18 protein-coding genes are annotated in these 19966 nt (G+C 41.5%); 10 read left to right on the top strand and 8 right to left on the bottom strand.

What is annotated here, in order from left to right:
- Nucleotides 1-15: 15 nt before the first annotated feature.
- A complete protein-coding gene (locus PSE60_RS07435) occupies nt 16-738 on the bottom strand; it encodes an IclR family transcriptional regulator (RefSeq protein ID WP_272665021.1) in 723 nt (240 codons plus the stop codon).
- A 467-nt stretch (nt 739-1205) separates the two neighbouring features.
- Between PSE60_RS07435 and PSE60_RS07430 the strand changes: the two genes are divergently transcribed.
- Nucleotides 1206-2186, top strand: a complete 981-nt coding sequence (locus tag PSE60_RS07430) for a Gfo/Idh/MocA family protein (RefSeq protein WP_272665020.1) — start codon at nt 1206-1208, stop codon at nt 2184-2186.
- A 38-nt stretch (nt 2187-2224) separates the two neighbouring features.
- On the opposite strand, the gene PSE60_RS07425 is transcribed toward PSE60_RS07430, so the two are convergent.
- Complete coding sequence (locus PSE60_RS07425) at nt 2225-3874, bottom strand: alpha-keto acid decarboxylase family protein (protein WP_272665331.1); 1650 nt, start codon at nt 3872-3874, stop codon at nt 2225-2227.
- Nucleotides 3875-3998: 124 nt separating this feature from the next.
- Here PSE60_RS07425 and PSE60_RS07420 point away from each other — a divergent pair, with 124 nt between their 5' ends.
- Nucleotides 3999-4892 carry a LysR family transcriptional regulator gene (locus tag PSE60_RS07420; protein WP_272665019.1) on the top strand — a complete coding sequence of 298 codons (894 nt, stop codon included), beginning with the start codon at nt 3999-4001 and terminating at the stop codon, nt 4890-4892.
- Between the two features lie 69 nt (nt 4893-4961).
- Here PSE60_RS07420 and PSE60_RS07415 read toward each other — a convergent pair whose 3' ends face one another.
- Nucleotides 4962-6140, bottom strand: a complete 1179-nt coding sequence (locus PSE60_RS07415; RefSeq protein ID WP_272665018.1) for a calcium:proton antiporter — start codon at nt 6138-6140, stop codon at nt 4962-4964.
- 454 nt (nt 6141-6594) lie between these two features.
- On the opposite strand from PSE60_RS07415, the gene PSE60_RS07410 reads away from it, so the two are divergent.
- A complete protein-coding gene (locus tag PSE60_RS07410; RefSeq protein WP_272665017.1) occupies nt 6595-8208 on the top strand; it encodes a GMC family oxidoreductase in 1614 nt (537 codons plus the stop codon).
- Nucleotides 8209-8317: 109 nt separating this feature from the next.
- Here the strand turns inward: PSE60_RS07410 and ychF are convergent, their stop codons facing one another.
- Together ychF and pth are read right to left on the bottom strand one after the other, a co-directional pair.
- Nucleotides 8318-9409 (bottom strand): redox-regulated ATPase YchF, encoded by a 1092-nt coding sequence (gene ychF / locus PSE60_RS07405; protein WP_004910600.1) that lies wholly within the window; start codon nt 9407-9409, stop codon nt 8318-8320.
- A gap of 102 nt (nt 9410-9511) precedes the next feature.
- Complete coding sequence (gene pth, locus PSE60_RS07400) at nt 9512-10102, bottom strand: aminoacyl-tRNA hydrolase (protein WP_272665015.1); 591 nt, start codon at nt 10100-10102, stop codon at nt 9512-9514.
- A gap of 300 nt (nt 10103-10402) precedes the next feature.
- Between pth and ychH the strand changes: the two genes are divergently transcribed.
- A complete protein-coding gene (gene ychH, locus PSE60_RS07395) occupies nt 10403-10675 on the top strand; it encodes a stress-induced protein YchH (protein ID WP_115167325.1) in 273 nt (90 codons plus the stop codon).
- Between the two features lie 303 nt (nt 10676-10978).
- On the opposite strand, the gene prs is transcribed toward ychH, so the two are convergent.
- Genes prs through lolB form a run of 3 tightly spaced genes read right to left on the bottom strand, consistent with a single transcriptional unit; the run spans nt 10979 to nt 13511 of the window.
- Nucleotides 10979-11926, bottom strand: a complete 948-nt coding sequence (prs, locus tag PSE60_RS07390) for a ribose-phosphate diphosphokinase (protein ID WP_004910604.1) — start codon at nt 11924-11926, stop codon at nt 10979-10981.
- A 56-nt stretch (nt 11927-11982) separates the two neighbouring features.
- The gene (ispE, locus tag PSE60_RS07385; protein WP_210835556.1) at nt 11983-12858 is read right to left on the bottom strand and encodes a 4-(cytidine 5'-diphospho)-2-C-methyl-D-erythritol kinase; all 876 of its coding nucleotides are present in this window, start codon (nt 12856-12858) and stop codon (nt 11983-11985) included.
- Entirely contained in the window at nt 12855-13511 is a 657-nt protein-coding gene (gene lolB / locus PSE60_RS07380; RefSeq protein WP_004910605.1) for a lipoprotein insertase outer membrane protein LolB, read from the bottom strand. The genes ispE and lolB overlap by 4 nt, the downstream gene beginning before the upstream one ends.
- A gap of 581 nt (nt 13512-14092) precedes the next feature.
- Between lolB and hemA the strand changes: the two genes are divergently transcribed.
- From hemA to PSE60_RS07350, 6 genes are read left to right on the top strand one after another with little or no spacing between them, the layout of a single operon-like run.
- A complete protein-coding gene (gene hemA / locus PSE60_RS07375; protein WP_272665014.1) occupies nt 14093-15355 on the top strand; it encodes a glutamyl-tRNA reductase in 1263 nt (420 codons plus the stop codon).
- 31 nt (nt 15356-15386) lie between these two features.
- The gene (gene prfA, locus PSE60_RS07370) at nt 15387-16469 is read left to right on the top strand and encodes a peptide chain release factor 1 (RefSeq protein ID WP_004264135.1); all 1083 of its coding nucleotides are present in this window, start codon (nt 15387-15389) and stop codon (nt 16467-16469) included.
- Nucleotides 16469-17302 (top strand): peptide chain release factor N(5)-glutamine methyltransferase, encoded by an 834-nt coding sequence (gene prmC, locus PSE60_RS07365; RefSeq protein ID WP_272665013.1) that lies wholly within the window; start codon nt 16469-16471, stop codon nt 17300-17302. The genes prfA and prmC overlap by 1 nt, the downstream gene beginning before the upstream one ends.
- A gap of 22 nt (nt 17303-17324) precedes the next feature.
- Nucleotides 17325-18134: an invasion regulator SirB1 gene (gene sirB1, locus PSE60_RS07360; RefSeq protein ID WP_272665012.1), complete on the top strand. Its 810-nt coding sequence runs from the start codon at nt 17325-17327 to the stop codon at nt 18132-18134.
- 46 nt (nt 18135-18180) lie between these two features.
- Nucleotides 18181-19035, top strand: coding sequence for a 3-deoxy-8-phosphooctulonate synthase (gene kdsA, locus PSE60_RS07355; RefSeq protein ID WP_004255137.1), 855 nt, complete (start codon nt 18181-18183; stop codon nt 19033-19035).
- Nucleotides 19036-19047: 12 nt separating this feature from the next.
- The gene (locus tag PSE60_RS07350) at nt 19048-19950 is read left to right on the top strand and encodes a TIGR01212 family radical SAM protein (protein ID WP_272665011.1); all 903 of its coding nucleotides are present in this window, start codon (nt 19048-19050) and stop codon (nt 19948-19950) included.
- Nucleotides 19951-19966: the final 16 nt, after the last annotated feature.

Raw genomic sequence — 19966 nt, 5'->3', positions numbered from 1 at the left:
CTTTTATTGTATTAATTATGAGTCGTAACCGAGCTGCCTTGATATGCGTAAAGCAGACAGAAGCAGTTGTTCAGTCATATCTTGTTCTTTTTCATCAGAAAAACGGCTTAGTGGTAAGCTAATGCTCAGTGAAGCAATGCATTCCCCGTGTTGTGAAAAGATAGGTGCGGCAATAGCACCGATACCTGCGGTTAATTCGCCTCGGGTAATGGCAAAACCTTGTGAGCGTATGGTGGCAATTGATTTTTCAATTGAGGGGTTCTTTTCAATAAAATGTGCTTGAACATCTTTAGGTGAGTAAGCCAATAGTACTCTGCCTGACGCTCCAGATCCTAACGGTCGGCGATTGCCAGCTTCACTGCGTACTTGAAGTGATTGCCCTGATGGCTTATGAAGAACTTGTAAAATTTCACCGTTGTCACGTATACGCATTTGAATGTTTTCATCAAAACGTTGACGGAGTTGCTCTGCTTCAACTTCCGCGACTTGGATATAGTTTATTTGCTGGCGAGCGCAATTCCCCAAGCTTAATAATTGATGGCCTAAATTATAGGTCACTGGATTTTCATTTTTTTGCACGAAATGACGGTTTTCTAATGTGCATAATAAGCGGTATACCTTGGATTTATTCATGCCAGATAAGCGTGCAAGTTCACTTAATCCAAGATTGTTTTTTTCACCTAATAGCATCAATAGCAATAAAGCATCATCAACGGCAGTGACAATATTCTCTTTCATCTCAACCTCGACTGGTTTATACAGTAAACCATTGGTTTATTTAATAAAATTAGCATGGAGAATAATAAAAAATGATTCAAGAGAGTTGTTAATAAATTGTGAGGTGAGTTAGGGTTTTAAAAAGGTTTCTGCCAGTGAAAAAAAAGAAAAATGAAATATTTATAAGATAAAACAATTGGTTATATAAAACGTAAAATGAGAAAGTTTTGATGGCAACATGAATAGAAATTATTGTAAATGGAAAGCTAGTCGTCATTTATGGCGGTTATTTGGTTCACCTAGTGAAATTGATTCGTACACCAGTAATAAATAAAAGAACCTCCAGCGAAAAAATACGTCGTTTTTATTGAATTTTTAAGAGGAAAAATTCGGAAATGGTAGAGGTTATCAAAAAAGCATCGAAGGCATTTCTTAAATAATGAGCCTTATGGCAGAATGAAATTCACTTTTCTTAATGGATAACAGAGATGAAACTAGCGCTGGTCGGTTCTGGAAAAATAATCATGTCGGCCCTTGATGCTTTAATACAGGTGCAGGGGATAGAGCTAGTCGCACTGTGTGTTCGGGCGGAAAGTATTGAAAAGGGGCAGGATATTTGCCAACAATTTGGTATAGCAAAGTTATATACTGATTATCAAAAGTTGTTACAAGACCCGGATGTTGAGGTGATATACATAGGTTTGCCAAATCATTTGCATTATCAGTATACCTTTGATGCATTGATGGCTGACAAACATGTGGTATGCGAAAAACCGTTTACACCAAATTGGCAACAGTTGCAGGCGTTAATTTCCATTTCACAGACTAGGGGGCTTTTTTTGTTTGAAGCCATTACGTCTATTCATACCCCTGAATTTCATTTTATCAAGCAACATATTGATAAAATAGGTGAAATCAAAGTGATTCACGGTAATTATTCCCAATATTCAAGTCGATACAATGACTATTTGCAAGGCCGTATTCATGCCGCTTTTGACCCACAGCAAGCAGGTGGCGCTCTCTATGATATTAATCTATATAACATTTATTTGTTATCGGCCTTGATGGGAGCACCCGATAGTAGCCACTATATTTGTAATAAAGGGTTTAATGGAATTGATACATCAGGGGTACTAACGGCCCATTTTGAGCATTCAGTTGCATCGTGTGTGGGAGCGAAAGATTCGGCGAGCCCCGGTTACTTTATTATTCAAGGTACTAAAGGGCATATTTGTATCACGGGAGCCCCAAGCCTGTGCCAGTCAGTTGAGGTTTGTATTGATGGGGAAATATCCAACGTATCTCGGAATGCAACAATCAATCATATGGTCTATGAGTTTGCATTCTTTCGTGAGCAAGTCGCCAGTAAAAACCGTGCTAAATGCGATGAATTGCTTGAATTAGCATTAATTGTCTCAAAAATATTGCATCAGTCACGAGACGATGTAGGGCTGGTATTTGAATCATAAAGACATTGGCAGCGCAATGGCTGCCATAATTTGTCAATCTAATATGAATATAAGGACGCGACTGATTTCCCCAGTTTTTCAGCAAGCTCAGATGCTGCATATCTGTCCATAACTACCTCAATATAGGCCGCATGGTTCGATAGTTCGGCCTGCTTAATCGCATTGTCTAATTCATTGCAGTTGGTAACACGCTGACAATACCAATCATTACAACCTAATGCGGCGGGAAGCTGTGTATAATTCCATTGGGGTAAGTCGTTGTAATAGGCTTCAGGGTTTTTACACAGAAGTCGTTCAATTAAATAGCCATCATTATTTAGGACGAAAACAATCGGTTTTAAACCAAAGCGGGCAAACTGGCTAATTTCTTGGGCCGTGAGTTGGTGAGAACCTTCCCCAGTCACTAAAATAACTCGCTTCTGTGGCTCCGCAATTGCTGCACCAAAGGCTGCAGGAGTAGCCCAGCCGATAGATCCCCATAATGTTTGATTGTGAAATTGTGCATTTTCAGGTAATAAAGCAAAACCTAACCCCATAGATGCTGTCCCCGTTTCTGCAATAATAATGTCGTCCTTACGGAACATTTTTTCTAGGCGAGGGTACAAATATGAGGCGGTAATTTGGCCATTTTCACCTTGCTGTGGTGATCCTAATCCTTGAGCTTTGAGCCCAACATGGTTAAGTGAGGGCGCAAGTTCTTTTAATTTATCTAACACATCTTTCATCAATACATTTGGGTAGATAGCGGAACCCACTTTCACATGGTCAGAAAGGATGTTAATACAGCTTTCAGGGGCAATCGTTGCGGTGAAGCTACCGGAGTTGAAGTCCGTTAATACTGCACCGATCCCCATAATACAGTCACAACTCTCGACAAATTCTCGCACATCAGGGTTCATTAGTTTTCCATTATAAATCCCCATATATTGAGCATTAGATTCGCTTAATACCCCTTTATCCATAAACATGGTGGCATAAGGCAGGCCAGTTTTCTGGATAATAGCCTCAACATCAGTCGTTAAGCCGAAACGAGCCGTTAAAATCCCAGGAATAATGCAGGCTTTTGTACTCGATGTGAGCTTTTCGACAATAGCGGTAACCGCAGCTGATAATGACTTGCTATGACTTTTATTTATAGTGATAGTTTCAGGTGTTTCATCTGCTTTAATTGGCATAACAGCGTAGTCAGAAGGGAAACCTAAATAAACGGGTCGAGATTCTTGTAAAGCGGTTGTAATTAAACGTTCTGTTTCGGCAATACAGTTTTCAGGCGTTAAAATAGCGTGAGCACAGCTTAAATGTTGGCTCATTTGATAAAACACATCGAAATCACCATTTCCTAGGGTGTGGTGAACTAAACGGTGGTTTTTCTGAACCCCACTTGCTGGCATACCAACAAGATGAAAAATGGGAAGATGTTCAGCATAAGCGCCGGCAATACCATTTAAAGCACTGAGTTCGCCGACACCAAAAGTGGTTGATAACGCCGCAGCACCTTTCACACGAGCATAACCATCCGCAGCATATGAGGCATTGAGTTCATTGCAGTTACCAATCCAGCGCATATTTTCACTTTCACATACTGCATCTTCAATAGGAAATGCGTAGTCACCAGCAACACCAAAAATATCGTGAATACCGATTTGGTAAAGTTGATCTAATACGTACTCGATAACCGTCTTATTCATCATGCTGATCTCCATTAATTGCCTAGCTAATAATTCTAAGTTGAATTATTTTTATCGTTTATTATGCTTTAAAGGAAATCACTTAAACTCATTCTATCTATAACTAAAAATCATAGGGGGCGAAATGGACATTCGTTCATTACGTTATTTTGTTGAAGTTGTGCAGCTCAATGGTTTTAGCCGCGCGGCAGAAAGTTTATTTGTCACGCAACCAGCGATTAGCCGCAGTATTAAAAAATTAGAAGATGAACTTGGTTATACTTTGCTGATTAGGGAAGTCGATGGCGTTAAATTAACAGAGGAAGGCTATATTTTATTGGCTCATGCGAAGCAAATCCTTTCACAGTTTGGCAGTATGAAAAAAGCGTTACTGGAAAGGTCAGGCCCTATATCTGGAGTACTACCCGTGGGGCTACCACCCGTGATAGCATCGACCTATTTTGCTGATATTATTATGGCTTTTAGCCAACGTTATCCACAGGTGGAACTGAAAATTCTTGAGTTGGGTACGCGCAAAATGCGTGAGGCAATGTTAAATGGCGAAGTTGAAACTGCAGCTGTGATGTTACCATTTGCAGATGACCACTTTGAAGTACACCCTTTTTCAACCGACCGATTAATACTATTGGTCAGCAATCAGCATCCACTCGCAATACGTGAATTTGTTAAATTTAGTGAAATAGCCGATGAGCCTTTTATTTTCTTTTCTGATGATTTTCTAATTAATGAACTTGTTGTTAGTGCTTGCGGTGTTTATGGTAAAAAACCCACTATTTCTGGGCGCAGTAGTCATTTAGATTTGGTGACTGCTATGGTAAGAGCCGGGGTAGGGATAACGCTACTTCCGGACAGTATGTGGCAGAACACCAGTTCAGTGGGATTATCCGTTATTCCAGTTATTGAGCCAACATTGGCTTATGACATTGCTTTAGCGACAGTAAAAAGTCACCACCAAAGCCGTCGTGCACAAGCATGGCATGATTTGGCTTTGGATATGTTAAGAATAAGAAAAGAGTAAGCGAGGCTTACATAAAATTTGATACCCAATCGGGTATTTTCTTATGCAGCCTTCACGTTTTATCAGTCATTACGGATAAAATAGAATAAGCCCAAATACAGCAAAGATGGCAAGGTGCATCCAGCCTTGAATAGGGGATGTTTTCTGGCCATTAAATGAAAGCATAGTCAGTAACATGGTGATTGCGAATAAAACAATTTCCGCGTTTGAAATCCCCATAATGACTTGTTTACCGGTAATAATGCCGATAATTAATACTGCAGGCACAGTTAAACCTACGGTTGAGACAAATGCACCTTGGCAAAGGTTTATCGCTCGTTGCATTTCATTATTCATTGCCGCTTTTACCGCTGTGATTGATTCAGGCGTAAATACGATAATGGCGATCAGGACACCACCGACTGCTACTGGTGCTCCTAAAGCTTCAATTCCGTAATCAGTCACGATGGCTAAGTAATGCGCAAGTAACACAATAGGGAGTATCAGCCCAATTAACACACAAGAACGAATGATAATGGCTTTTTTGTTTGACTCAGAGTGGTTATCTTTCTTTTCGATATTATTGTCTGTCAAAACATTGTTAGCTGAAATGTATTGTTCTGGGACACTCATCAGCCCTTTAGGCGGTTGGATAAAAAACCGACGATGGCCTCGCATCTGCATCCACAAGAAAGCACCATAGATAAGTATAGTAATACCCGAAATACCAATGGCTTGCGTATAGGAATACTCCCCTTGGCTAGAGGTATAATTTGGTAGGACTAACGCTAAACCAGTCAGTAATACGATCATTGAAAGATAACTGTTTGCCCCTTGCGTATTATATTCTTGTTCACCATTTCTAGCTGAACCTGCGAGTAAGCAGATACCTACGACGAGGTTCATGATAATCATCATCACGGCGAATATTGAATCACGGCCAATGGTTGGAAAATCACCGGGACCTAGTAGAACCGAGGCAATAAGAATGACTTCAATTAAGACAATAGATAAAGTCAGGATCAGCGTTCCGTATGGCTCACCCAATTGTTGAGCAAGATGGTCAGCCTCTTTAACGACGCCGAAGGAAGCGGTTAGAATCGTAATGAATAGCAGTAAAAAAATCCAAGTTGCACTAAATGCAGAAAGGCTGTCATTAAGTAATGTTTCACCACTTAAGATAAAGAAAATGACGACTAACCAAGAGCCAATTAACCGACACCAAGTTGTTAACGGGATGAGTGAACTATTGAAACAGAAGCGCCCCATATTGTTTTCCTTTAGAAGAAAGGGCCGTCCCTGTTGCTGATACGCACTTGAGGTCGTCCTCAAGCCGAAAGAATATTAATCGGTCATTACTATAGCATTCATCGATTATCTTGCAACTCCTGCTTGGAAATAAGCGTTATAGTCGCTGATAACATCGAAGGGGATTTTGACTCGCTTAAACACAATAAAATAGGATATTTCTATATAACAGATTACTTATTAACTAGCTATAAACATTCATTTATTAATAAAGATTGAGTGAGGTTTGAGTATTGACTTGGCTTGAAATTTTTCTTGAATAAACAATGTTTATTAAGAACTAATAATAATTACATGAGAAATTATTTTTGATTTAAATCACATATGCAGAATATTGTTCATACATTAATGAATCAAAAGCGCTATTGTTAAAAAAATGAAAACAAATTGTTTATTTTATTTGGCGGGGTGACAAATGAGCGCAGTAAATTATGATTATATTATTGTAGGTGCAGGTTCTGCCGGTTGTGTTCTTGCTGCTCGGTTGATCCAAGAGACGCAATCCAAAGTATTACTTATTGAAGCGGGTGGTAGCGATAACCACTTGTTTATTCGTATGCCAGCTGGCGTGGCGAAAATTATTGCCCAAAAAAGTTGGCCTTATGAAACTGAGCCAGAGCCTCACACGAATAACCGTAAAATGCAAATTGCCCAAGGGAAAGTGTTGGGGGGAAGTAGTTCTGTCAATGGAATGATTTATATCCGAGGCCAGAAACAAGATTATGATAATTGGGCGCTAAATTACGGATGTGAAGGCTGGGGATACTCAGATGTATTGCCATGGTTTAAAAAAGCTGAGAGTAATGAAAGCCTGACAGGAGAATACCATGGAACAGAAGGCCCACTTCCTGTCAGTGAAAATAGATACCGGCACCCATTATCAATGGCATTTATTCGTGCAGCGCAAGAGCATGGTCTTCCTTATGTCAATGACCTTAACGGAGAAAGCCAACAAGGAACAAGCTTTTACCAGACGACAACACATAATGGAGAAAGAGCCAGTACATCAAGAACCTATTTAAAATCAGTGGAAAAGAGTGATAATTTGACATTAAAGCTTAGCACTCAAGTGAACCGTATTATCATCCGCGATAACCACGCGATTGGTGTTGCCTATCAAGGAAAAAATGGCCATGAAGTTGAAGCATTTGCCAGTTGCGAAGTATTGGTCTGCTCGGGTGCGATGGGCTCTGCAAAATTATTGATGCTATCAGGGATCGGGCCAGAGGAGCATTTGTCTTCGTTGGGGATCCATACGCATGTGAATCTACCTGTTGGCAAAAATTTTCATGACCACCTACATATGTCAATTAACGTCACAACTAAGCAGCCAATAAGTTTATTCGGCGCGGACCAAGGTTTAAATGCGATTAAACACGGGGTTGAGTGGATGGCATTTCGCAGTGGACTGCTCACCTCTAACGTTTTAGAAGGCGCTGCATTTAAAGACAGCTGCAACCAAGGTCGCCCTGATGTACAAATTCACTTTTTACCTATTTTAGATAGTTGGGATGACGTTCCTGGTGAGCCTCTGCCCGCCGCACACGGCTTTTCATTAAAGGTCGGCTACTTACAACCTAAGTCTCGAGGTGAAATTTTATTGCGCAGCACAGACCCACAAGCCCCACTAAAAATTCACGCTAATTATCTTGCCTCACCTGAAGATATGGAAGGTTGCAAGCGCGCAGTTAAGTTTGGCTTAGAAGTATTGGATTCCCCTTCATTACAAGCGCTAAGCAAAGAAGTTTTAATGCCACCCGCTTCTGTACGTCATGATGACGCTCAACTTGAAGAGTTTGTCCGAAATTTTTGTAAAACAGTTTACCATCCTGTGGGAACTTGCCGTATGGGAACGGATACCACAACATCAGTGACTGATTTGCGGTTACGTGTACATGGTATTGAAAACTTACGTGTCGTGGACTGTTCTGTAATGCCTGAAATTCCAAGTGGCAATACCAACGCACCAACGATAATGATTGCAGAACGCGCCGCAGCGATGATTATGGAAGATAGAAACACAAATTAACCTTGTGATAGGCTAATATAAAAAAACAGCATAAAACCAAGGTAACACCTGAGCTTTATGCTGTTTCAATACACTTATGGTACGTTATAGACCAAGCTGATGTTAAGTACTACACATTAAACAAGAAGTTCAGCACATCGCCGTCTTTAACGATATAGTCTTTACCTTCTGCGCGCATTTTACCGGCTTCTTTTGCGCCTTGTTCGCCACGGTATTGGATAAAATCATCAAATGCGATGGTTTGTGCGCGAATAAAGCCTTTTTCGAAGTCAGTGTGGATTTTACCTGCGGCTTGTGGTGCCGTTGCACCGACAGGGATAGTCCATGCACGCACTTCTTTAACCCCTGCAGTAAAATAAGTTTGCAGGTTTAATAACTGATAACCAGCACGAATAACACGGTTAAGACCCGGTTCTTCAATACCTAAATCAGCCATAAACTCATCGCGCTCTTCGTCTTCAAGTTCTGCAATATCGGACTCAATCGCTGCACAGACGGGAACAACTACAGAGCCTTCGGCTTCTGCAATTTTATACACCACATCTAAGAATGGGTTATTTTCAAAACCATCTTCATTAACGTTAGCAATGTACATCGTTGGCTTTAATGTTAAGAAGCTCAAGTAGCGGATAGCGGCTTTATCTTCATTAGATAACTCTAATGTGCGTAACATACCTGCTTGCTCTAGGTGCGGCAAACATTTTTCTAATGCTTCTAATTCTGCTTTTGCGTCTTTATCGCCACCTTTTGCGCGTTTTTGGACACGATGGATAGCGCGCTCACAGGTATCAAGGTCAGCAAGTGCTAATTCAGTATTAATGACTTCAATATCTGCGGCAGGGTCAACTTGGCCTGCAACGTGAATGATATTGTCATTTTCAAAACAACGAACAACGTGACCAATGGCTTCGGTTTCACGGATATTCGTTAAAAATTGGTTACCTAGGCCTTCACCTTTAGATGCACCTTTTACTAAGCCCGCGATATCCACGAACTCCATCGTAGTTGGTAAAATACGCTGTGGCTTCACAATTTCAGCTAATTGATCAAGACGTGGGTCTGGCATTGGCACAACACCCGTGTTTGGTTCAATTGTACAGAAAGGGAAGTTGGCTGCTTCGATGCCGGCTTTGGTCAATGCATTAAACAGAGTGGATTTACCCACGTTAGGCAGACCAACGATACCGCATTTAAAACCCATATGTTTCTCACCTTAATAGCGAGGGGCAGACATGCGCTGCACCCAATGTTTAGAAATTGGCGCTGATTATACACAAAAAGTCGATTTGGATGAAATGAACTCTTATGCAGTTGCTTTAAAGCCATGCAAGCGGTTTATTGCTTTGTCCATACCATCAGCTAGTAGAATGTCAGTACACCTGACCGCTTCATCAATCGCATCATCAATGAGTTTTTGCTCAGATAACGGCGGTTTACCCAAAACAAAGCCAACGACTTTGTTTTTATCACCTGGGTGGCCAATACCAATGCGTAAACGATAAAAATTCGGGTTATTGGCGAATTTACTTTGAATATCTTTCAACCCATTGTGACCGCCATTACTGCCCCCTAATTTCATTTTAGCTACACCGGGAGGTAAATCGAGTTCATCATGGGCGACTAAAATTTCATCGAGATTGATGCGATAAAAATTGGCTATAGCGGCAACTGATTTACCACTTAGGTTCATAAATGTGGTTGGAACCAGCAGGCGGATGTCATTACCACCCATATTAATACGTGCGGTATAACCAAAAAACTTCGCTTCTTCTTTCAATGGCTGATTATGGCGCTCAGCCAGTAAATCAACATACCATGCACCTGCATTATGGCGCGTTTGTGCATATTCAGCACCCGGATTGGCAAGTCCAACAATTAACTTAATTTTGCTCACGGTGGTGATTTCACTATCAGTTATGAAAAATAATGCCCTAGTTTACCTTGTGAAATGCAGGATGTACAAAATTGTGATGGATAAAGTAACTATGTTTATAATTGCTGAATAAACTATTCGGATTTTCTGATTTCTTGATAAAAAGCATTTTTTGTACAGATATTCTTGCTAACTTCCTTCCTTGTGATGTCTATCGCAAAAAATTTTACTTAATGCACTATAATCATTACATAAATATAAAGTATGACCGAATTTATTTACACATGCTTGCTTATCAGTTTACTGGTACTGGAGGTATATATGAAACGGAAAAGCGCTCATCTTCTAGGTAATATCTTCATGGGAATCGGAATGGTGTTGATGATCGGAAGTATCGGTGTCAACTTATTCTCTCATATCGTTAACTTAGGCCTTTCAGAACTCATCACGAACGGTTCCTTATTCGGCATTTTTATCGGTGCGATGGTATGGTTAGTCGGTGCTAGGATCGGCGGCCGTGAAAAAGTTGCAGACCGTTACTGGCAATTGAAACAACAATATCATTCACGCAGAGACAATCACCGCTATCCATAAATAGTCTAGAGCAATTAATTGCTGATAATGGTGAACTAGTTTGATAATTAGGCATTAATAAGAGTGAAATTCCAAAGAATTTTGCTCTTTTGTCGTGAATATTGTTCGTTATTTTAGATGGCTATTTTTGTCGTTTCATAACGTGAAGTCACCACTATGATCGGCGATAAAATAAAAAAATAAGCACCAGTGGTTTTTTCCCTGCCAAAATCATAAAGCCCCTGCAAATGATATTGCAGGGGCTTATATTTTTTATTGTGACTTTTTCATCACGGTTGAACGCTAAAACCCAATATTGGAGAATTAGTGCTCAAACATTGCTGAAATTGACTCTTCGTTGCTAATACGACGGATAGCTTCAGCTAACATACCTGAAAGCGTTAAAGTGCGAACATTGCTCAGCGCTTTGATTTCAGGAGAAAGAGGAATAGTGTCACAAACAATGACTTCATCAATGACTGAATTTTTGATGTTGTCTACAGCATTACCTGAGAAAATCGGGTGTGTTGCGTATGCAAATACACGTTTCGCACCACGTTCTTTCAGTGCTTCAGCTGCTTTACACAGAGTACCACCGGTATCAATCATATCGTCCACTAAGATGCAATCACGACCTGAAACATCACCAATGATATGCATGACTTGAGAAACGTTCGCACGTGGGCGGCGTTTGTCAATAATGGCCATATCAGTGTCATTCAGGAGTTTTGCGATAGCTCTAGCACGTACCACGCCGCCGATGTCTGGAGATACAACGATTGGGTTTTCCAAATTCTTCTGTAACATATCTTCCAGAAGAATAGGGCTACCAAATACATTATCCACAGGAACATCAAAGAAGCCCTGGATCTGCTCTGCGTGTAAATCGACAGTGAGCACACGGTCTACACCTACACTTGACAGAAAATCGGCAACAACTTTAGCGGTGATTGGTACACGGGCAGAACGTACGCGACGATCCTGTCTTGCATAACCGAAGTAAGGGATAACAGCGGTAATACGACCAGCAGATGCACGGCGTAGGGCATCGACCATAACAACCAGTTCCATCAGGTTATCGTTGGTTGGTGCACAAGTTGACTGGATGATAAAAATATCACCACCGCGAACATTTTCATTAATTTGAACACTGACTTCGCCGTCGCTAAAACGACCAACAGCCGCGTCTCCAAGATTAGTGTAAAGGCGGTTAGCAACACGTTGTGCTAGTTCCGGTGTAGCGTTACCAGCAAAAAGCTTCATATCGGGCACGAGAAAAACCTCAGGCTTGCGTCCAGAGAGATATTGTTGACCAACAGCGACAAGGCTTATTGGTGCAATACACGGGTTATCCCAGCGCGGAACTTGTGCAGTGGGGAAACGTTAACGCCTTGAGCGACGAACCCTTGCACCCACGATGGGGCTTTATTTAACACCTGCAGGGCATCCGCTTGTGTTTCAAATTCAGAAAAAACACATGCGCCTGTTCCTGTAAGGCGAGACGGAGCATATTCTAACAGCCAAGAAACAAGCTGTTCAACCTCACGAAAACGTTTTCTTGCGATTGGTTCGCAGTCATTTGCGTACGGAGCCAGTAATAATGCGGCTAGGGAACGTTTTGGAGAATTTCGATTTAATTGTGGATCTGTGAAGATCATCGGGGTTGATATTTCAATTCCGGGATGAGCCACCAGATACCATTTCTCTTTAGGGGAAGCTTTGGTTAAAATGTCACCAACCCCTTCGGCGAAAGCAGCATGCCCGCGAACAAACACAGGAACATCTGCTCCTAATGATGCGCCTAATTGCGCAAGGACTTCATCAGAAACCTGTGTTTTCCAGTGTTCGTTAAGCGCAATTAAGGTGGTTGCTGCGTTTGATGAGCCTCCACCAATACCTCCGCCCATCGGTAATATTTTATGAATACCGACATCGGCACCTAGTGGGCCACTGTGTTGCAACGTATCACGGCAATAGGATTGTAATAATCTAGCAGCCCGTAAAATTAGGTTTTTTTCGGGGGGAACCCCTTGCATATCCGTCAATAAATTCAACTGATCGTCATCACGTGTTGTGATAGTGATTTCATCGCCATAATCGACAAATTGAAATAGAGTTTGTAACTCGTGATAGCCATCAGGGCGTTGGCCTGTGATGTACAAAAAAAGATTTAATTTTGCCGGAGAAGGCCATGTTAACGTCATTTCTTCAGTGTCCAACTATCCATTTTCAATTTGATAAGTCTATCCCCTTGGCGTAACTCGAGATAGTTTGGCAGCATTGGTGTTGTTTTGCTGTCATAGGAAATATAGTTGAGCTGCCATGTTTCACCATTACTTTTAAACGTAACACTTTTTAGCAGGTGGTTTTCATCTAAGGTGAAGTCTGTTGCACGTCCGGGCGAACCTGTTAACCAAGCGGTTAGGTCATCAATTGGGATTTCCATACCAGTGAGCTGATAAATCAACTCGCTCGGTACGTCACTCATATGGGTTTGACCATCTTTGGTAGTTAATCGAGCTAAATCAGGTTCAACGGTAAGTTCAAGCTCACGGCTACCTAATGGGTTGGTTAACAATAAACGGTATTTTTCCGGTGTATATTGTTGCCAGAAAAACTTAGCGTACGTTTTTGTTTCTCCTCCGTTATAGGCAAAGGAGCCTCGTGTTTGGTAATCACGTAGCTGACTTAATTCTTGTTGATGTGCTTTCCACTTAGCATCCGATGCGGAACTAGTTCCTTTCGTGGTTGTTTGTGACGTTGTCACGCAAGCAGTTAGCAAGACGCATGAAAGTGGCAATAGGCGAAAAAAGTGCTTATTTATGTGCATAAACGGTAAAGCTTGAGTTAATTGCATATCAAATCTCAAAGTTGTATTGGGCGCTGATAGCAGTCTCTATTGAGTTACTTGCATTTAAAGAGGTTTAGTTTAGCGCGATATGGCTATCTGAGTCATCTATTGCACTCGATGATATACCTAACCGATAAAAATCTGTAAGTGATTTACTGTTTGTATACAAATAACATAGTGCATTGACAGCAGGAATGGTTTTCTAAAGTGATTATTAGACCAACCTAAGCTTGTCACCATTTGCTTTCTGTGCGAAATAATTGCATCCTCTATGCATCTTATTGCAGTTAATTTATCATTGTTAATAATGATATGGCTGATAATCAGTTTTATATAGTATAAATAAACGATAAAATTACGATCAGTTTTGACTGATAAAATCGCCATTACGTCTGTTATTTCGGTTTATTTTTTGGCGTGGGTCATCTTTCTGAAGGATAGGCTTATGCAAACCGTAGAAAGAGAGACGCGGATCATCTACAATAGAACAATATAAATAACAGTCATGCTAATTGGTAGGAAATACCCATCGAGCATAACTGAAAATAATTAGCACTGTAAGCAATGTGAGCAAGTCGTAAAGCACAATGACCTTATTAGCCTTAGGCATCAACCATAAAACAGCACCAGTAGCCCTGCGTGAGCGGGTGACTTTTGGTCCTGAAAAAATTGACCATGCACTTGAGGAACTTCTCAAACAGCCTCAAGTGAATGGTGGCGTTGTGCTGTCTACCTGTAATAGAACTGAGCTTTATTTGAGCCTTGAATCGCAAGAACGAGCTCAAGAACAGCTAGTAAAATGGCTGTGTGATTTTCATGGTATAACCCAAAAAGATTTACAGCCGAGTCTCTATTGGCACCAAGACGACCGCGCGGTTAGTCACCTAATGCGTGTCGCTAGTGGCTTGGATTCACTTGTTTTGGGTGAACCACAAATATTAGGGCAAGTCAAAAAGGCGTTTGCGCTTTCACAAGGTAACCACTCGTTATCGAGCGAACTTGAGCGTCTTTTCCAGAAATCGTTTTCTGTTGCAAAACGTGTGCGCACAGAAACCGATATTGGTGCGAATGCAGTTTCTGTCGCATTTGCAGCTTGTACACTTGCTCGCCAAATATTTGAATCACTCAAACATTTAAACATCTTGTTAGTGGGTGCAGGGGAAACAATTGAGCTTGTGGCGCGTCATTTACGTGAACATGGCGTACAAAAAATGATGATAGCTAACCGAACACGTGAACGGGCGGAATTATTGGCCAATGAGGTCAATGCACAAGTCATTTCGTTATCGGATATTGATAACCGCTTAGCGGAAGCAGATATTGTCATTAGCTCAACGGCGAGTCCTTTACCCATCATAGGGAAAGGGATGGTCGAACGTGCAATGAAAATACGTCGTAGTAAGCCGATGTTATTAATTGATATTGCCGTTCCTCGAGATATCGAACAAGATGTTGAAAAATTAAGAGATGTTTATCTCTATACTGTGGATGATTTGCAATCTATCATTGCACAGAACCTTGCTCAGCGAAAAGCCGCAGCCGTTGAAGCTGAATATATTGTTGAGCAAGAAAGTAGCCACTTTATGGATTGGTTGCGCTCACAAGCGGCAGTGTCTACAATTCGCGATTATAGAGAACAAGCTGAGGCCATTCGGGCAAACATGACTGAAAAAGCGTTGACCGCTATCCGTCAAGGCGCAGACCCTGAGCAAGTGATCATGCAATTATCGCAACAATTAACCAACCGCCTTATTCACGCTCCAACCAAATCTTTGCAGCAAGCTGCAGGTAATGGGGATGTCGAGCGTCTAAATCTACTTAGGGACAGCCTAGGGCTGGACCATCAATAACCACATTTTAATCATAGGTCTTATATAACGAATGAAGCCTTCTATTGTCGCAAAATTAGAAGCATTACAAGAACGCTACGAAGAAATTGAAGCGCACCTTGCTGATGCAGGTGTAATTGCCGATCAAGACCGTTTTCGTGCTTTATCAAAAGAATATGCACAATTGTCTGATGTCGCTAAATGCTTTAGCGCATGGCGCACAGTACAGGATGACATCGAAACAGCTGAAATGTTGTTAGACGATCCTGAAATGAAAGAAATGGCTCAAGAAGAGCTTAAAGAAGCCAAAGCGCGCAATGAAGAGCTCGAACAGCAATTACAATTGTTGCTGCTTCCGAAAGATCCTGATGATGAATATAACTGTTTCGTTGAAATCCGTGCGGGTGCCGGGGGAGACGAAGCGGCAATTTTTGCGGGTGATCTATTCCGTATGTATAGCCGTTATGCAGAAAACAACCGCTGGCGCGTTGAATTAATGAGCACGAGCGATGGCGAACATGGCGGTTTTAAAGAAGTCATCGCGAAAATTTCCGGTGATAGCGTTTATGGTCGCTTAAAATTTGAGTCAGGTGGTCACCGTGTTCAACGTGTTCCCGAAACGGAATCTCAAGGCCGTATTCATACATCCGCTTGTACTGTAGCGATTTTACCTGAACTGCCAGAAGCTGAATTACCTGAGATCAGCCCTGCGGATTTACGTATTGATACTTTCCGCTCATCGGGTGCGGGTGGGCAGCACGTTAACACCACAGATTCAGCAATACGTATTACCCATATTCCGACGGGCATTGTTGTTGAGTGCCAAGATGAACGTTCGCAGCATAAAAATAAAGCAAAAGCGATGTCTGTATTAGGTGCGCGTATTCGCCAAGCCGAAATGGATAAGCGCCAAGCCGCAGAAGCATCTGAGCGTCGTAATCTGCTAGGTTCCGGTGACCGTTCTGACCGTATTCGTACCTATAATTTTCCACAAGGCCGAGTGACTGACCACCGTATTAACTTAACGTTATATCGTTTGGATGAAGTGATGGAAGGGAAATTGGATTCACTTATCCAACCTATCATCAATGAATACCAGGCAGACCAACTTTCTGCGTTGTCTGAGCAGGAATAATGCAGTATATCGAATGGGTCAAGCAGGCAGTCAACAGACTGTCTGCAAGTGACAGCGCGAAGCGAGATGCTGAAATTTTACTGGAACATGTCACAGGTCGCAGCCGTACCTATCTTTTTGCATTTGGTGAGACAGAACTCAATGCCGAAGAATGCCAACAAGCTGAATGTCTTTTGCAACGCCGTGAGAAAGGTGAGCCTATTGCCTATATTATCGGTGAACGTGAGTTCTGGTCCCTTCCTCTTTACGTCTCTCCTGCGACATTAATACCTAGGCCTGATACCGAATGCATTGTTGAACAAGCCTTATCTAGGTTAACAGAGCAAAAAAATCAAATTTTAGATTTAGGTACTGGGACAGGAGCAATTGCACTAGCCTTGGCATCTGAAATGCCGCAAAGTCAGGTTATCGGTGTTGATTTTAACCCTGATGCAGTTGCTTTAGCACAACGAAATCAGCAGCGTTTGAATATTTCAAATGTCAATTTTATACAAAGTAATTGGTTTGCTTCACTATCAATTCAACAATTTGATATGATTATCAGTAATCCACCCTATATTGATGAAAATGATACGCATCTCAGCGAAGGTGACGTGCGATTTGAGCCGTTAACCGCTCTAGTGGCTAAGGATGAAGGCTTAGCTGATTTAATGCATATCATTCAAGAATCTAAAAAATATCTTAAAAATCAAGGGTGGTTGCTTCTTGAGCATGGCTGGACACAAGGTCTTGCGGTGCGTGATTTATTTGAAGTACATGGGTACACCAAAATTGAGACCTGTCTTGATTATGGTGGAAGAGAGCGAATTTCACTCGGTCAATGGAATGGTTAAGTGGCATAGCAGTGGGAATGTAATGAAAACCATAGCGAATATAGAATTTAATCAACTCCCTTTAAGTGAAGGGATCATGACTGTTTCACAATGTATCCGTCATGATTTCCCGCTGATGAAAGTGCAAGCTCAGTTAGATAGCTTAGTCTCATCAGCCAAGTCTCGTATCGATTTAACCGCTGATAACGAAACAAAAATTCAGCAATTGGCCTCACTTTTTTACCAAGAGTGGTCGTTTGGCGCAGCTGAAGGGATCTATTTGTTATCGGATATGCTGTGGCTAGACAAAGTATTGTCATCTAAACAAGGTACGCCTGTGACACTCGGTGCTATTTTTTTATATATTGCCGAACGCCTTGATATTGCGATTTATCCCGCTATTTTCCCTACTCAATTATTATTTGTTAGTGAAAGAAATGATGGCAGCCAATGGGTAATTAACCCTGTTAATGGTGAGTCTTTATCATTACACACGTTAAATTTGTGGCTCAAAGGAACCGTTGATCCTTTTTCTGAGTTTTACTACGACCAACTTGAGGCAGCAGAAAACAGCATTGTTATTCGTAAAATTTTTGACACGCTCAAAGCTGCATTAATGGAAGAAAAAAAGATGGAGTTAGCGTTACGGGTTTGTGAAACGCTTTTGACTCTTGATCCTGAAGACCCTTACGAAATTCGTGACAGAGGGTTAATTCTTGCGCATTTAGATTGTAATCATGTGGCATTGAGCGATCTCAATTATTTTATTGAACATTGCCCAGAAGACCCAGTCTCTGAAATGATTAAAATACAAATTTATTCGCTGGATAACCATCCAGTCGTATTACATTAATTAACATACAGGCCAATTTTCCTGTTTCAATATTAAAGGTAAGAGTATGCAACAGAAAGTAGTCAATATTGGTGATATCAATGTCGCGAACGACTTGCCGTTTGTGTTATTTGGTGGGATGAATGTATTAGAATCCCGCGATATGGCGATGAAAGTGTGTGAGCATTATGTCACAGTGACACAAAAGTTGGGGATCCCTTACGTATTTAAAGCGTCATTTGATAAAGCTAACCGCTCATCAATTCACTCTTACCGTGGTCCAGGTCTTGAAGAAGGAATGAAAATATTCCAAGAGCTGAAACAAACATTTGGCGTAAAAATCATTACGGATGTTCATGAGCCAGCACAAGCTGCCCCTGTTGCCGAAGTTGTTGATGTCATTCAATTACCAGCGTTCTTAGCCCGTCAAACGGACTTAGTTGCAGCAATGGCTAAAACAGATGCGGTAATTAATATCAAAAAACCTCAGTTTATCAGCCCAGGACAAATGGGAAATATCGTTGAGAAATTTATCGAAGGTGGTAACGATAAAATTATTCTTTGCGACCGCGGTGCAAACTTTGGTTATGACAACCTAGTTGTTGATATGCTTGGCTTTAATGTCATGGTTCAAGCATCAAAAGGCTGTCCTGTCATTTTCGACGTAACCCACGCATTGCAATGCCGCGACCCATTTGGTGCAGCATCTGGTGGCCGTCGTGGTCAAGTTGCTGAGCTGGCAAGAGCGGGAATGGCGGTTGGGATCGCAGGGTTATTTCTTGAAGCCCATCCAGACCCAGACAACGCGCGTTGTGATGGTCCATCAGCATTACCATTAGATAAGCTAGAGCCATTCTTAAAACAAATGAAAGCAATCGACGAAGTTGTAAAAAGCTTCCCTGAGTTAGATACAAGTCGCTAAGTTAGGCGGTTTATGCAACTCACTGAAGTCGTTTCTATGTTCGGCGCTGATTTACAGCGCCGATATGGTGAAAAAATTTATAAAATTACCTTACATGGTGGTTTTAATTGCCCAAACCGTGATGGCACCCTTGGGCGAGGCGGCTGCACCTTCTGTAATGTGGCTTCTTTTGCCGATGAAAGACAATCATCTCAAACCATCAGTGAACAAATTCACCAACAGATTACCCGAATTTCCCGCGCAAAACGTTATTTAGCTTATTTCCAAGCCTATACCAGTACCTACGCAGAAGTGAGTCTGCTAAAGCAGCTCTATGAAGACGCTTTACAACAGGCTGATATTATTGGCTTGTGTGTTGGAACGCGCCCTGATTGTGTTCCTGATGCGGTATTATCTTTATTGAGTTGTTACCAACAACAAGGTTATGAAATATGGCTTGAGCTAGGTTTACAAAGTGCTCATGATAAAACGCTACATCGTATTAATCGCGGCCATGGTTTTGATGCATACCAACAAACAACGCAAAAAGCTCGTAGCCTTGGATTAAAAGTTTGTACGCATTTGATTTGTGGGCTACCCGGTGAAAATGCCCAAATGAATATGCAAACATTGGATAAAGTACTTGAGTGTGGAACGGATGGCATCAAACTTCACCCGCTACATATTGTTGAAGGTAGTGTAATGGCAAAAAGTTGGCGAGCAGGGCGCTTGGCAACACTTTCTCTTGATGAATATACCCAAATTGCCGGTGAAATGGTGCGTCATACTCCAACTGACATTGTCTACCACCGTATTAGTGCCAGTGCCAGAAAACCGACGTTACTCGCCCCGAGCTGGTGTGAAAACCATTGGGTAGGAATGAATAACTTATATCAATACTTCTTAAAATGGGGAGGCCAAGGCTCTGCGCTTTGACTTCTTTAATGAGAAC

The organism is Providencia sp. PROV174 (assembly GCF_028480685.1).
GTDB lineage: Bacteria > Pseudomonadota > Gammaproteobacteria > Enterobacterales > Enterobacteriaceae > Providencia > Providencia rettgeri.
The sequence above is the reverse complement of the archived record's forward strand: the minus strand, read 5'-3'. Positions and strand labels throughout refer to the sequence as shown.

What these genes read in the sequence shown, in the direction of transcription:
- lolB (WP_004910605.1), bottom strand. Translation starts at nt 13,511, where the DNA reads ATGCAATTAACTCAAGCTTTACCGTTTATGCACATAAATAAGCACTTT.
- PSE60_RS07425 (WP_272665331.1), bottom strand. Translation starts at nt 3,874, where the DNA reads ATGAATAAGACGGTTATCGAGTACGTATTAGATCAACTTTACCAAATC.
- prmC (WP_272665013.1), top strand. Translation starts at nt 16,469, where the DNA reads ATGCAGTATATCGAATGGGTCAAGCAGGCAGTCAACAGACTGTCTGCA.
- kdsA (WP_004255137.1), top strand. Translation starts at nt 18,181, where the DNA reads ATGCAACAGAAAGTAGTCAATATTGGTGATATCAATGTCGCGAACGAC.
- hemA (WP_272665014.1), top strand. Translation starts at nt 14,093, where the DNA reads ATGACCTTATTAGCCTTAGGCATCAACCATAAAACAGCACCAGTAGCC.
- PSE60_RS07415 (WP_272665018.1), bottom strand. Translation starts at nt 6,140, where the DNA reads ATGGGGCGCTTCTGTTTCAATAGTTCACTCATCCCGTTAACAACTTGG.
- sirB1 (WP_272665012.1), top strand. Translation starts at nt 17,325, where the DNA reads ATGAAAACCATAGCGAATATAGAATTTAATCAACTCCCTTTAAGTGAA.
- prfA (WP_004264135.1), top strand. Translation starts at nt 15,387, where the DNA reads ATGAAGCCTTCTATTGTCGCAAAATTAGAAGCATTACAAGAACGCTAC.
- ispE (WP_210835556.1), bottom strand. Translation starts at nt 12,858, where the DNA reads ATGACGTTAACATGGCCTTCTCCGGCAAAATTAAATCTTTTTTTGTAC.
- PSE60_RS07420 (WP_272665019.1), top strand. Translation starts at nt 3,999, where the DNA reads ATGGACATTCGTTCATTACGTTATTTTGTTGAAGTTGTGCAGCTCAAT.
- ychH (WP_115167325.1), top strand. Translation starts at nt 10,403, where the DNA reads ATGAAACGGAAAAGCGCTCATCTTCTAGGTAATATCTTCATGGGAATC.
- PSE60_RS07350 (WP_272665011.1), top strand. Translation starts at nt 19,048, where the DNA reads ATGCAACTCACTGAAGTCGTTTCTATGTTCGGCGCTGATTTACAGCGC.
- PSE60_RS07435 (WP_272665021.1), bottom strand. Translation starts at nt 738, where the DNA reads ATGAAAGAGAATATTGTCACTGCCGTTGATGATGCTTTATTGCTATTG.
- PSE60_RS07410 (WP_272665017.1), top strand. Translation starts at nt 6,595, where the DNA reads ATGAGCGCAGTAAATTATGATTATATTATTGTAGGTGCAGGTTCTGCC.
- ychF (WP_004910600.1), bottom strand. Translation starts at nt 9,409, where the DNA reads ATGGGTTTTAAATGCGGTATCGTTGGTCTGCCTAACGTGGGTAAATCC.
- PSE60_RS07430 (WP_272665020.1), top strand. Translation starts at nt 1,206, where the DNA reads ATGAAACTAGCGCTGGTCGGTTCTGGAAAAATAATCATGTCGGCCCTT.